This window comes from Lelliottia sp. (assembly GCF_045627565.1).
Lineage (GTDB): Bacteria > Pseudomonadota > Gammaproteobacteria > Enterobacterales > Enterobacteriaceae > Enterobacter.
Map to the genome: position 1 here is coordinate 333,251 of NZ_JAZQNX010000005.1, position 12,823 is coordinate 346,073.

General features: G+C 52.7%; 12 protein-coding genes. 4 read left to right on the top strand and 8 right to left on the bottom strand.

Features of this window, described 5'->3' with window-relative positions; genetic code table 11:
• Nucleotide 1: 1 nt before the first annotated feature.
• Nucleotides 2–451 (bottom strand): transcriptional regulator NrdR, encoded by a 450-nt coding sequence (gene nrdR / locus ACKI5T_RS04065; protein WP_012016286.1) that lies wholly within the window; start codon nucleotides 449–451, stop codon nucleotides 2–4.
• A 155-nt stretch (nucleotides 452–606) separates the two neighbouring features.
• On the opposite strand from nrdR, the gene ACKI5T_RS04070 reads away from it, so the two are divergent.
• Nucleotides 607–1,146 carry a DUF3251 domain-containing protein gene (locus tag ACKI5T_RS04070; RefSeq protein ID WP_041689303.1) on the top strand — a complete coding sequence of 180 codons (540 nt, stop codon included), beginning with the start codon at nucleotides 607–609 and terminating at the stop codon, nucleotides 1,144–1,146.
• 271 nt (nucleotides 1,147–1,417) lie between these two features.
• Entirely contained in the window at nucleotides 1,418–2,302 is an 885-nt protein-coding gene (locus tag ACKI5T_RS04075) for a nucleoside-specific channel-forming protein Tsx (protein WP_407435721.1), read from the top strand.
• 200 nt (nucleotides 2,303–2,502) lie between these two features.
• On the opposite strand, the gene secF is transcribed toward ACKI5T_RS04075, so the two are convergent.
• The 5 genes from secF to queA form a co-directional block, all read right to left on the bottom strand.
• The gene (gene secF, locus ACKI5T_RS04080) at nucleotides 2,503–3,474 is read right to left on the bottom strand and encodes a protein translocase subunit SecF (RefSeq protein ID WP_012016283.1); all 972 of its coding nucleotides are present in this window, start codon (nucleotides 3,472–3,474) and stop codon (nucleotides 2,503–2,505) included.
• A gap of 10 nt (nucleotides 3,475–3,484) precedes the next feature.
• Complete coding sequence (gene secD / locus ACKI5T_RS04085; RefSeq protein ID WP_012016282.1) at nucleotides 3,485–5,332, bottom strand: protein translocase subunit SecD; 1,848 nt, start codon at nucleotides 5,330–5,332, stop codon at nucleotides 3,485–3,487.
• Between the two features lie 26 nt (nucleotides 5,333–5,358).
• Complete coding sequence (gene yajC / locus ACKI5T_RS04090; RefSeq protein ID WP_012016281.1) at nucleotides 5,359–5,691, bottom strand: preprotein translocase subunit YajC; 333 nt, start codon at nucleotides 5,689–5,691, stop codon at nucleotides 5,359–5,361.
• 22 nt (nucleotides 5,692–5,713) lie between these two features.
• A complete protein-coding gene (gene tgt, locus ACKI5T_RS04095) occupies nucleotides 5,714–6,841 on the bottom strand; it encodes a tRNA guanosine(34) transglycosylase Tgt (RefSeq protein ID WP_407435724.1) in 1,128 nt (375 codons plus the stop codon).
• 73 nt (nucleotides 6,842–6,914) lie between these two features.
• Nucleotides 6,915–7,985, bottom strand: a complete 1,071-nt coding sequence (gene queA, locus ACKI5T_RS04100) for a tRNA preQ1(34) S-adenosylmethionine ribosyltransferase-isomerase QueA (protein WP_407435726.1) — start codon at nucleotides 7,983–7,985, stop codon at nucleotides 6,915–6,917.
• A gap of 91 nt (nucleotides 7,986–8,076) precedes the next feature.
• Here queA and acpH point away from each other — a divergent pair, with 91 nt between their 5' ends.
• Both acpH and ACKI5T_RS04110 read left to right on the top strand, forming a co-directional pair.
• Complete coding sequence (gene acpH, locus ACKI5T_RS04105) at nucleotides 8,077–8,658, top strand: ACP phosphodiesterase (RefSeq protein WP_407435728.1); 582 nt, start codon at nucleotides 8,077–8,079, stop codon at nucleotides 8,656–8,658.
• Between the two features lie 128 nt (nucleotides 8,659–8,786).
• Complete coding sequence (locus tag ACKI5T_RS04110) at nucleotides 8,787–9,389, top strand: peroxiredoxin (protein ID WP_012016277.1); 603 nt, start codon at nucleotides 8,787–8,789, stop codon at nucleotides 9,387–9,389.
• A gap of 74 nt (nucleotides 9,390–9,463) precedes the next feature.
• On the opposite strand, the gene malZ is transcribed toward ACKI5T_RS04110, so the two are convergent.
• Both malZ and proY read right to left on the bottom strand, forming a co-directional pair.
• Nucleotides 9,464–11,281 (bottom strand): maltodextrin glucosidase, encoded by a 1,818-nt coding sequence (gene malZ, locus ACKI5T_RS04115; protein WP_407435731.1) that lies wholly within the window; start codon nucleotides 11,279–11,281, stop codon nucleotides 9,464–9,466.
• Between the two features lie 133 nt (nucleotides 11,282–11,414).
• Nucleotides 11,415–12,785: a proline-specific permease ProY gene (gene proY / locus ACKI5T_RS04120; RefSeq protein ID WP_059177872.1), complete on the bottom strand. Its 1,371-nt coding sequence runs from the start codon at nucleotides 12,783–12,785 to the stop codon at nucleotides 11,415–11,417.
• Nucleotides 12,786–12,823 lie beyond the last annotated feature (38 nt).

Consider the following 12,823-nt stretch of genomic DNA (forward strand, 5'->3'; position numbering starts at 1 on the left):
CTTAATCCTGTAGACGGGCGATCTCTTCGCCAAATTCTTTGATATCTTCGAAGCTGCGATAGACAGACGCGAAGCGGATGTAGGCCACTTTATCGAGCTTTTTCAATTGCTCCATGACCAGATTACCGATCATTTTGCTCGGCACCTCGCGTTCGCCGGTCCCACGCAAATACGATTTGATGTGATTCAACGCCATTTCAACGTCATCTGCGCTGACTGGCCGTTTTTCCAGTGCTTTCAACATCCCTTTGCGCAGTTTTTCTTCGTTAAACGGCTCGCGCACGTCATTACTTTTCACGACGCGCGGCATCACCAGCTCCGCCACTTCAAAAGTCGTAAAACGTTCGTTGCAGACCAGGCACTGCCGACGACGGCGTACAGAGGAGCCTTCCCCTACGAGACGAGAGTCGATTACTTTGGTATCCACGGCGGAACAGAATGGGCAATGCATACGGTGTCCTGACTATCTGGTTAACTGAACTCTATTTTAACCCGAACTGGGCTGACAACAAAGGAAGAGCGCTTTTTGAGATAAAGGATCTATACCAGACGGCATCTTACTGACTACCATTACGATAATCCGTTATTTTTATGGAAATAAACGCAATGACAAGACGTTACCTAAGAATACTTGCGCTGGGAAGTCTCTTCACGCTAAGCGCCTGCGCACAGCAAAGCGAAGTCCGTCAAATGAAGCAAAGCGTCAGTACGCTTAACAGCGCAATGACGAAACTGAACCAGGAAACGGTAAAGATCACCCAGCAAAATGCGCTGAATGCCAAATCCAGCAGCGGTGTTTATCTGTTACCCGGTGCTAACACGCCAGCGCGTCTGCAAAGCCAGGTCGGTACGCTGAAAATGTCTCTGGTAAATATTGCGCCAAATGCGGAGGGGACAAGCGCTACCTTGCGTATTCAGGGCGAATCTAACGATCCGCTGCCTGCGTTTAGCGGCACCGTAGAATGGGGGCAAATTCAGGGAACCACCGAAAGCTTCCAGGAAGTGAACGTGAAAAACCAGCTCATTAACGCCCCAGCAAGCGTGCTGGCGCCGAGCGACGTGGATATCCCGCTGCAATTGAGCGGCATTACGCCCGATCAATTAGGTTTCATCCGCATCCATGATATCCAGCCTGTCGTTCAGTAATCCTTTTTAGCGAAACGCGTGTCACGCGTTTCGCTCCCCTTCCTTCCCTTCCGCAAAGATTGGCAACTTATCGGTTTGCCATTACAATCCCCGCCGTTTAAAGTACGCAAACGTGAACGCAATCGATTACGTGAATGAGAGATATGTGAAACAACACATATTTTTGTGAGCAAGGATTCCTATAATAGGCTCCGCAGAAACACGAAATATTTTGAAACGCAAATCGCGCATTTTTCACTCCCGGAAGGGAATTTCAATCAGTGGCATGATTATGAAAAAAACATTATTAGCAGCCGGTGCAGCGCTGGCACTTTCCTCTTCTTTCGCTGTTAACGCAGCAGAGAACGCAAAACCTGAGTATGTTTCCGACTGGTGGCATCAGAGCGTTAACGTAGTGGGTAGCTACCACACCCGTTTTGGGCCGCAAATCCGTAACGATACCTATCTGGAATATGAAGCTTTCGCTAAGAAAGACTGGTTTGATTTCTATGGTTACATGGATGCGCCAGTATTCTTCGGTGGTAACACCGAAGCGAAAGGTATCTGGAACCATGGTTCTCCACTGTTCATGGAAATCGAACCGCGCTTCTCTATCGACAAGCTGACAGGCGCAGATCTGAGCTTCGGTCCATTTAAAGAGTGGTATATCGCGAACAACTATATTTACGATATGGGTCGCAACGCTTCCGGTCGCCAGAGCACCTGGTACATGGGTCTGGGTACTGACATCGACACCGGTCTGCCGATGAGCCTGTCAATGAACGTATATGCGAAATACCAGTGGCAGAACTACGGCGCAGCAAACGAGAACGAGTGGGATGGCTACCGTTTCAAAGTGAAATACTTTGTGCCTATCACCCAGCTGTGGGGCGGTAACCTGAGCTACATCGGTTTCACCAACTTCGATTGGGGTTCCGATCTGGGCGACAACGACTTCCGCGATCTGAACGGTAAAAAAGCACGTACTAACGACTCTATCGCATCCAGCCACATTCTGGCCCTGAACTACGATCACTGGCATTACTCAGTGGTTGCGCGTTACTGGCACAACGGCGGCCAGTGGAACGACGATGCGAGCCTGAACTTCGGTAACGGTGATTTCAGCGTCCGTTCTACCGGTTGGGGTGGTTACCTGGTTGTAGGTTACAACTTCTAATCCCGGTAGCGCTTGAGTGCGCTTCGCTTAATCGGCCTCGCGCCTCGAAGATAAAAAAGCCAGCTATGCTGGCTTTTTTATTTGTCGAATCCAACTCCACCATTATGATTGAGTGAAGGAGATCGGCTAACAGTCTGAATACCGTACATAAAAAATCCCGGCCTTACGACCGGGATTTCATTGTCAGAATGCTGTTGCCGTTACGGCAGGATAGACGGCTGATCCGCCCCTTCCTTCTCAACTTTCTGCTGGATCAGGTGCTCACGCTTCATACCCAGTTTCAACGCCAGCGCGGACGCGACGTAGATTGAGGACGCCGTACCGATGGAAACACCGATCAGCATGGTCAGCGAGAAGCCTTCCAGAATCGGGCCACCGAAGAGGAACAGCATCAGGATAACCATCAAGGTCGTGCCGGATGTGATCAACGTACGATGCAGCGTTTGAGTCAGTGAAACGTTAAAGATTTCATACGGCGTACCGCGACGGATCTTACGGAAGTTCTCACGAATACGGTCCGATACCACGATACTGTCGTTCAGTGAGTAACCGATAACCGACATCAGAGATGCCACAATCGTCAGGTCGACCTCAATATGGAACAGCGACAGCACGCCCATGGTAATGACCACGTCGTGCGCCAGTGAGATAACCACACCCGCAGCAAGACGCCACTCGAAGCGAAAACCGACGTACACCAGAATGGAAATCAGCGCCACCAGCAGAGCCATGGCACCGTTTTGCGCCAGATCCGCACCGACGCTCGGGCCGACGAATTCGATACGCTTAACGGTCGCATCCTGGCTGGTCGCTTCGTTAATCACGTTAACGACCTTGCTTCCCAGTTCCTGGCTGCCGTTGGCATCGTGAACCGGAGGCATACGCACCATGATGTCGCGGCTGCTACCGAAGTTCTGCAACTGCGGCTCTTCAAAGCCCGCCTTCTGCAGCGCTTCGCGCATTTGATCCATATCAGCCGGTTTTTCCAGCGTGATTTCAATCACCGTACCACCGGTGAAATCAAGACCCCAGTTAAAACCGCGGACGCCAATGATGGCAATCGAGACAATCAGCAGAAAACCTGAAATGCCGAAAGCCCAGTAGTCCCAGCGCATAAAGTCCCAGACTTTACGGCCGTGGTTCAATTGTTCAACAGTATATTCCTGTGCCACAACGCACTCCTCAGATAGACAGCTTTTTGACGCGCTTGCCGCCATACAGCAGGTTCACGATGGCACGGGTGCCGACAATAGCGGTAAACATTGACGTTGCCACACCGATACCGGTTGTAATAGCAAAGCCTTTGATTGCGCCAGTCCCCACTGCATACAGGATAAGAACCTTAATCAGTGTTGTTACGTTTGCATCGAAGATGGAGCTGAAAGCGCCTTTATAGCCTTCGTCGATCGCTTGTTGTACGGAGCGACCGTTGCTCAACTCTTCTTTGATACGTTCGTTTATCAGTACGTTGGCGTCGACCGCCACCGCAAGGGTGAGAACGATACCTGCAATACCCGGCATGGTCAGCGTCGCCCCTGGCAGCAGGGACATAATGCCGATGATCAATACCAGGTTTGCGATCAGCGCGGTGGTCGCAATCAGGCCAAACTTCTTATAGAAGAACAGCATGAAGAGAATCGAAACCGCCAGACCTGCCAGACACGCTTCCAGGCCCTGAGTGATGTTCTGCATCCCCAGCGTTGGACCAATGGTACGTTCTTCAACGATCTGAATAGGCGCAATCAGCGCACCGGCACGCAGCAGCAGAGAGAGCTGACGCGCTTCGTTCGGGTTACTGATGCCGGTAATACGGAAGCTGTTACCCAGGCGAGACTGGATATTGGCGACGTTAATCACCTCTTCCTCTTTCACCAGGATTGCACGACCGTTAGCATCTTTCTTACCGCTGTCTTTGTACTCCACGAATAAGGTCGCCATCGGTTTACCGATGTTATCCTTGGTGAAGTTCGACATGATGTTACCACCCGCGCTATCAAGCGAGATGTTAACCTGCGGCTGGTTGTATTCGTCCTGATTAGACGTGGAGTCAGTAATGTGGTCACCGGTGAGAATCACACGCTTGTACAGCACAACAGGCTGGCCTTCACGCGTTTCTTTCACTTCGGAATCACCAGGCACACGACCAGACGCCGCGGCAGATTGGTCCACATTGGTATTCACCAGACGGAATTCCAGTGTCGCTGTCGCACCCAAAATTTCTTTAGCGCGCGCAGTGTCCTGGATACCCGGCAGTTCTACCACGATACGGTCTGAACCCTGGCGCTGTACCAGCGGCTCCGCAACACCAAGCTGGTTTACACGGTTACGCAGGATATTGATGTTCTGCTGTACCGCATATTCACGCGCTTCGCTCAGACGGGCATCGGTCATCACGGCACGCAGCTGGTTGCTACCCTGACGTGAAATCACCAGATCGCGGTGACGTGTAGAGAGATAATCCACCGCCTGATCGCGAGCGGCAGCATCACGGAACGTGATGCTCATTCCGTAGTTATCTTCCTTACGCACGGTGGTGTAAGGAATGCCTTTTTCGCGCAGATCGCTGCGCAGGCCGTCCATATTCTGTTCCTGCAGTTTACCAAGCGCGGTATCCATATCCACTTCCATCAGGAAGTGAACGCCACCACGCAGATCAAGACCGAGTTTCATCGGCTCTGCATTGATAGAGGCTAACCAACGCGGGGTTGCAGGAGCAAGGTTCAACGCCACGACATATTTATCACCCAGCACGCTCACCAGCGCTTCACGGGCGCGGAGCTGCGTGTCGGTGGTGTCGAAGCGAGCAAGAATAGCGCCCTCTTCCAGTGCCACAGACTTAGCGGTAATTTTTTCTTGTTGTAAAGTGTTCTGGACCTGGATCAGCGTTTGCTCACTGGCGGCGACACCGCGCGCGCCAGTGATTTGAACAGCCGGATCCTCACCATACAGGTTGGGAAGCGCGTACAGCAGGCCGACGATAATCACGACGACCAGCATGATGTACTTCCACAAAGGATAACGGTTTAACACGGCAGTTCCCTTTGGGAGAAGTTAGATTACAGCGCTTTCATAGTGCCTTTAGGCAGTACGGCAGCGACAAAGTCACGTTTGATAACCACTTCAGTGGTGTCGTTCAGCGCAATAGAGATATAGCCAGTTTCAGCTACTTTCGTTACGCGACCGACCAGACCGCCGTTGGTCAGAACTTCATCACCTTTCGCGATGGAGCTCATCAGGTTTTTGTGTTCTTTGGTACGTTTCTGCTGTGGACGCAAGATCATGAAATAGAAAATCAGACCAAACACCGCCAGCATCAGAATCAGAGACATCGGGCTGCCCTGCGACGGAGCGCCTGTTGCTGCTACCGCATCAGAAATAAAAAAGCTCATTCAAATTCCCTCATTTATAAAATTAGTCAACGTTCAAAGGTGGAACATCACGTCCCTGACGTTGGTAAAAATCAGTTACGAAGCTCTCTAATTTACCCTCTTCGATAGCCTTACGTAAACCAGCCATTAAGCGCTGATAATAACGAAGATTATGAATGGTATTAAGACGCGCCCCTAAAATCTCATTGCAACGATCGAGATGATAAAGATACGCGCGAGAATAGTGACGACAGGTATAGCAATCACACTCGGCGTCAAGCGTACTGGTATCGCTTTTATGCTTCGCATTACGAATTTTCACCACGCCATCGGTCACAAAAAGATGTCCGTTACGCGCGTTACGGGTTGGCATAACGCAATCGAACATATCAATGCCGCGACGTACACCTTCAACCAGATCTTCTGGTTTGCCTACGCCCATCAGGTATCGTGGTTTGTCTTCAGGGATTTGCGGGCAAACATGCTCCAGAATACGGTGCATGTCTTCCTTTGGCTCACCCACAGCCAAACCGCCGACAGCGTAGCCATCAAAACCTATCTCTACCAGACCTTTAACCGAGATATCACGTAAATCTTCGTAAACACTGCCCTGAATAATGCCGAACAGCGCATTTTTGTTTTCAAGGGAGTCAAAACGGTCACGGCTGCGCTGCGCCCAGCGCAGGGACATTTCCATCGAACGCTTCGCGTAATCCCAGTCCGCCGGGTAAGGCGTACATTCGTCGAAGATCATGACGATATCGGAACCGAGATCGTACTGAATCTCCATCGATTTTTCTGGATCGAGGAAAATAGGATCGCCGTTGATCGGATTGCGGAAGTGCACACCCTTTTCAGTGATCTTGCGAATATCACCGAGGCTGAAGACCTGGAAGCCGCCGGAATCAGTTAGGATTGGGCCTTTCCACTGCATAAAATCATGCAAGTCGCCGTGCAGCTTCATCACTTCCTGGCCCGGGCGCAGCCACAGGTGGAAGGTGTTACCGAGGATAATCTGCGCGCCTGTGGCTTCAACTTCTTCCGGCGTCATCCCTTTTACGGTGCCGTAAGTGCCCACAGGCATAAATGCTGGCGTTTCGACCACGCCGCGATCAAACACCAGGCGACCGCGACGAGCGCCTCCGTCGGTGGTATCGAGTTCAAATTTCATTTTTTCTCCGGCGTCAGAAAAACAGTCCAACGCAATTTCTCGTCATATGCCGAGAAGTTTATGTGCCGCGGACTTATTCCCCGACACGCTCATTCAAAGCCTGCGGATTGTACGTGATAAACATCGCGTCCCCGTAGCTAAAAAAGCGATAATTTTGCTCTACCGCAGCCTTGTACGCATTCATTGTATGCTGATAACCCGCAAACGCGGAAACCAGCATAATCAAAGTCGATTCAGGCAGATGGAAATTGGTCACCAGTGCATCAATCACGGTGTATTGATAGCCCGGGTAAATAAAGATTTGCGTGTCGCCAAAGAACGGCTCGATCAGATCTTTTTTGGCCGCCTGGGCCGCACTTTCGAGCGAACGCACCGACGTGGTTCCCACGGCGATCACGCGGTTGCCGCGCGCTTTGGCGGCCAGCACCGCATCAACCACATCCTGCGGCACTTCGGCATATTCGGAGTGCATAATGTGATCTTCAATAGTGTCCACACGCACCGGCTGGAACGTCCCCGCGCCGACATGTAGCGTTACAAAGGCCATTTCGATGCCTTTTTCGCGCAGTCTTTCCAGAAGCGGCTCATCAAAATGCAGCCCCGCCGTTGGCGCGGCTACTGCGCCTGGCTTCTGGCTGTAAACGGTCTGATAAAGCTCACGGTCTGCGTCTTCATCCGGGCGGTCGATGTAAGGCGGCAGCGGCATATGGCCGATAGCGTTCAGAATATCCAGTACGGGACGCTCGTCATTAAACTCCACTTCGAACAACGCATCGTGACGGGCGACCATGGTGGCATTAATGCTTTCGTCATCGCCCAGCAGCAGTTCCGCCCCCGGCTTTGGCGCTTTGGATGCGCGAATATGTGCCAGAATACGTTTGTCATCGAGCATACGCTCGACCAGCACTTCAATCTTGCCACCGCTGGCTTTGCGGCCAAACAGACGCGCCGGGATCACGCGGGTATTGTTAAAGACCAGCAAATCACCGGGGTTGAGCTTGTCGAGTAAATCGGTGAAAGTACCGTGCGTCAGCGCGCCCGTTGGCCCGTCCAGCGACAGCAAGCGGCAACCACTGCGCTCAGGCTGCGGATAGTGGGCAATCAGGGATTCAGGTAATTCAAAGGAGAAATCGGCGACGCGCATGACTTATACTCGTGACTTAAAAACAGGCGGCTTAGTCTAGTGCTCGCGCCTCTTTGCTGCAACACCTAGCCGTAATCGGACACTAAAACGCATGAATTTTCTCGCACACCTGCACCTCGCCCATCTCGCGGACAGCTCACTTTCCGGCAATCTGCTGGCTGATTTTGTGCGCGGCAACCCCACGCAAGCGTATCCCGCCGATGTGGTGGACGGTATTTTCATGCATCGCCGCATTGATGTGCTGACCGATAATCTGCCCGAAGTGAAAGAGGCCAAAGAGTGGTTCCGCCCCGAGACGCGTCGCGTCGCGCCGATCACGCTGGACGTGATGTGGGATCATTTTCTGTCGCGTCACTGGGCGCAGCTTTCGCCTGAGATGCCGTTACCGGAATTTGTGCGTTACGCCCACTCCCAGGTCGCGATGATTTTACCGGACTCACCGCCGCGCTTCGTCAATCTGAACGAATACCTGTGGTCGGAACGCTGGCTGGAGCGCTATCGCGAGATGGAGTTTATCCAGCGGGTGCTGAATGGAATGGCGAGTCGCCGCCCGCGTCTGGATGCGCTTCGTGACTCCTGGCAGGACTTAGACACCCATTATGAGGCACTGGAGAGCCGCTTCTGGCAGTTCTATCCGCGCATGATGGTGCAAGCGAAAAACAAACAACTGTAATAGAGACGCGATTGATAGGTAAAAGCTCGTTGAACGATTGCTCACGCCTCTTTGTCTTAATCGCAATCCCTCTCTATAATGGCCCGCGTTGCGTTCCAAAATAACCTTAGTCACTACAGGAGAATCACATGGTTCTGGTAACTCGTCCGGCTCCGGATTTTACAGCTGCAGCAGTTCTGGGCAACGGTGAAATCGTTGAAAACTTCAATTTCAAACAGCACACCAACGGTAAAGCGACCGTCCTGTTCTTCTGGCCGATGGATTTCACCTTCGTTTGCCCGTCTGAACTGATCGCATTCGACAAACGTTACGAAGAATTCCAGAAACGTGGCGTTGAAGTTGTGGGTGTTTCCTTCGACTCTGAGTTTGTACACAACGCATGGCGTAACACCCCTGTCGACAAAGGCGGCATCGGTGCAGTGAAATACGCAATGGTTGCGGACATCAAACGCGAAATCCAGCAGGCTTACGGTATCGAACATCCGGACGCTGGCGTTGCACTGCGCGGTTCTTTCCTGATTGACGCAAACGGCATCGTTCGTCACCAGGTCGTGAACGATCTGCCACTGGGTCGTAACGTTGACGAAATGCTGCGCATGGTTGACGCGCTGCAGTTCCACGAAGAGCACGGCGAAGTGTGCCCGGCTCAGTGGGAAAAAGGCAAAGAAGGTATGAACGCGTCTCCAGACGGCGTGGCAAAATACCTGTCTGAGAACGTATCCAGCCTGTAATCATTTAGACTGTTTACGAAAAAAGCCCGCTGATGCGGGCTTTTTTGTGTCTGTTATGCAAAACCGTAGAATCGCTAATTACCAAACCACACCGACGCAGAAATCGCAGGTAAAGAAAGCACACCTTCTTGCAGATCCGCTTTACCCTCTTTCAGCAGCCAGCGCTCAACGTTGAGCAACGGCGAATCGTCCAGCACCACTTCACACGCCTCACCGCGGTTAATTGCCACCAGCACGCGCTGCTGATTATACACACGCGCAAACACCACCACGTTAGCGTGGGCATACACCACCTGACATCCCCCGTAACGCAGCGCCTGACTGTGCTTACGCAGTTTCGCCAGCCGTTGATAAAGCGCAAACAGGTTTTTATCCTGCTTGTCCGGATCCCACGGGAAGGTCTTGCGACAGAACGGATCGTTGTTGCCGTCCAGCCCGACTTCATCACCGTAGTAAATGCACGGCACGCCCGGCCAGGTAAACAGCCAGGTCACCGCCAGCGGCAAACGCGCCACGTCTTTACCGAGTAACGATTTAAAACGCGCGGTATCATGGCTATCCAGCTGGTTAAACATCCGTAACTGCTGCTGATGTGACAGGTTGGCGCGGTAGTTATCCATCCACTTGATACATATTTCCGCGTCAATCAGCTGCGGATCGTACGAAATATCGGTGTTGGCGAGAAATCCCCATAACGGGAACGTAAAGCCGCGATAGTTCATCGCCGAATCTTCCGCATCCGCCTGTAACCACTGACGCGCATCGCTAAAATGCTCGCCAAACACAAACGCATCTGGATTGGCGGCCTTTGCGGACTGGGTGATGCCGGTAACATGCTGAATGTTATTCCGCGCTCCGCCGTCCTCACCCAGCATATGCACCACGTCCAGACGCCAGCCGTCCATATTCCACGGCGCTTTCAGCCAGTGGCGCACGATGCTGTCGTCCCCGCCGTAAATCTCGTCGACTAATGACGGCGACTGGAAATCCAGTTTCGGCAGGCTGGCATATCCCAGCCAGTCAAGCGCATGGCCATCATCGCTAAAGCTATACCAGTCCCGCTGCGGTGAATCCGGGTTGTGACACGCGCCGCCCATCGTTTGATTGTGGCGGTCAAACCAGGCGTGGGAATCGCCGCTATGGTTGAACACGCCGTCCAGAATCAAACGCATTCCCTCACGTCGCGTGTTTTCTCGCAGGCGCAGCAGGGCTTCATCACCGCCAAACTGTTCATCAACGTGGCGATAATCTTCGGTGTCGTATTTGTGCACGCTGGGTGCTTTGAATACCGGATTAAGATACAGCGCGGTTACGCCCAGCTTTTTCAGATACGGCAGTTTCTCGCTGATCCCATCCAGATCGCCGCCGTAAAACGTCGATCCGCCCGCCTGAGCGGTCAGCGGCTCATCCCACGCTTTACGAATAATGTCGTGCCCTGCGGCGTGATGGTAATAGACCTTATCCTGCTCAGACGTCCGCGCTTCGCTGCGCGCAAACCGGTCGGGAAAGATTTGGTAAAAGACCTGATCGTTAACCCACTGCGGACCCTTGTCCGGATAATCGACGGCGAACTGTTCCATTCGGGTCGGCGGGAAATGGCTAAATCCTTGCGGGGTGAACCACAGCTGGCGGTTATTCCACAGCAGCTTAAAGCTGTAGCGGCGTCGCGGCTGGCCGGAGCGTAAATCGAGTGTTGCCCGCCACGCCGTGACGCCAGGCTGTGGCTGACTGCGCTGTTTATGCATCGGTAGCGACGTTTCTTCGTTGTCGACTTCAGCGCGCAGCGTGACGCGCAGTGGCTGATTTTCACCCGTCAGCCATAGCGTTATCATCAGTTTATCGTTGTTTTGCTTAACAAATGGGGCAACCGGAAGGTGCCAGGCGTTCAACATCACGAATCCCCTTTAATGAAATTGAGGCCACCTTGCCACAGCGTAGTGGAGGATCACTCATCATGAAACGGTTTATTGGGGGAGGAGGATGGGGGAGGAGAAAAAATGCCCGACGGAGGTCGGGCACGTGTCTTTATGCTTGTGCTAACTGACGCTCGCGGCGGCGTTTAAACACCCAACCGATCAGCAGCAGCGCGATCCAGGCAAAGCCGACATACAGCGAAATACGCGTATCCGGATGGTAACCAATCAGGCCGATAATAAAGACCAGGAAGATCAGGCCAACCACCGTCGTTGGCACGCCGCCCGGTACTTTGAATTTCAGCGCTTTCACCTCTTCAGGCGGCAGACGGCGGCGGAACGCAATCTGCGACAGCAAAATCATAATCCACACCCATACCGTCGCAAAGGTCGCCAGTGACGCAATCACCAGGAAGACGTTTTCCGGCATGATGTAGTTCAGATAAACCGAGAGCAGCAGCGCAACGGTCATCACCAGCACGGTGACCCACGGCGTACCGCGACGCGACGTTTTGGCGAACACTTTCGGGGCGTTCCCCTGCTCCACCATGCCGTGGAGCATGCGTCCCACGCCAAATACATCGCTGTTGATGGCCGAAAATGACGCCGTCAGCACCACAAAGTTAAGAATGCTGGCCGCGAACGCAATGCCCAAATGCTGGAAAGTGAGGACAAACGGACTGCCGTTGGTGCCCACCTGATTCCATGGGTAAATGGACATAATCACAAACAGCGTTCCCACGTAGAACACCAGAATGCGCATCGGCACGGAGTTAATCGCGCGCGGAATGGATTTCTCCGGGTCTTTCGCTTCACCGGCGGTGATCCCGATAATCTCGATACCGCCATAGGCAAACATCACCATTTGCAGCGACATCACCATCCCGAGCCAGCCATTGCTAAAGAAGCCGCCGTTGGTCCACAGATTATGGATCCCAGTCGGCTGTCCGCCGTTACCAATGCCCCAGATAATGATGCCAAAACCGGCAGCAATCATGATGATAATCGTCGCGACTTTGAAGAAGGAGAACCAAAACTCCAGCTCACCAAATACCTTAACGCTCATCAGGTTGACGCCACAGATGATCAGCACCACGCTCAACACCCATATCCAGTGCGGCACCAGCGGGAACCAGACGCCCATATAAATGCCAAAGGCCGTCACGTCGGCAATCGCCACAATCAGGATTTCGAAACAGTAGGTCCAACCGGTGATATAGCCCGCCAACGGGCCTAAGTTTTCCTGCGCATAGCGAGAAAATGAGCTGGCAGAAGGGTTGTGAACCGACATCTCGCCCAGCGCGCGCATAATGATATACGCCGCCACGCCGCCGATAATATAGGCCAGCAGGACGCTCGGGCCGGCCATTTTGATGGCATCTGCTGAGCCATAAAAAAGACCCGTTCCGATCGCGGAACCCAGCGCCATAAAGCGAATATGGCGGGTGCTCAATCCACGTTTTAATTTGTTAGTGCTTTCCATTTAAATCTTGCCATTCAACACGAAAAAAACAAAAAACC

Coding starts and splice junctions, on each gene's coding strand:
- nrdR (WP_012016286.1), bottom strand. CDS start 451: ATGCATTGCCCATTCTGTTCCGCCGTGGATACCAAAGTAATCGACTCT.
- ACKI5T_RS04070 (WP_041689303.1), top strand. CDS start 607: ATGACAAGACGTTACCTAAGAATACTTGCGCTGGGAAGTCTCTTCACG.
- ACKI5T_RS04075 (WP_407435721.1), top strand. CDS start 1,418: ATGAAAAAAACATTATTAGCAGCCGGTGCAGCGCTGGCACTTTCCTCT.
- yajC (WP_012016281.1), bottom strand. CDS start 5,691: ATGAGCTTTTTTATTTCTGATGCGGTAGCAGCAACAGGCGCTCCGTCG.
- tgt (WP_407435724.1), bottom strand. CDS start 6,841: ATGAAATTTGAACTCGATACCACCGACGGAGGCGCTCGTCGCGGTCGC.
- queA (WP_407435726.1), bottom strand. CDS start 7,985: ATGCGCGTCGCCGATTTCTCCTTTGAATTACCTGAATCCCTGATTGCC.
- acpH (WP_407435728.1), top strand. CDS start 8,077: ATGAATTTTCTCGCACACCTGCACCTCGCCCATCTCGCGGACAGCTCA.
- ACKI5T_RS04110 (WP_012016277.1), top strand. CDS start 8,787: ATGGTTCTGGTAACTCGTCCGGCTCCGGATTTTACAGCTGCAGCAGTT.
- malZ (WP_407435731.1), bottom strand. CDS start 11,281: ATGTTGAACGCCTGGCACCTTCCGGTTGCCCCATTTGTTAAGCAAAAC.
- proY (WP_059177872.1), bottom strand. CDS start 12,785: ATGGAAAGCACTAACAAATTAAAACGTGGATTGAGCACCCGCCATATT.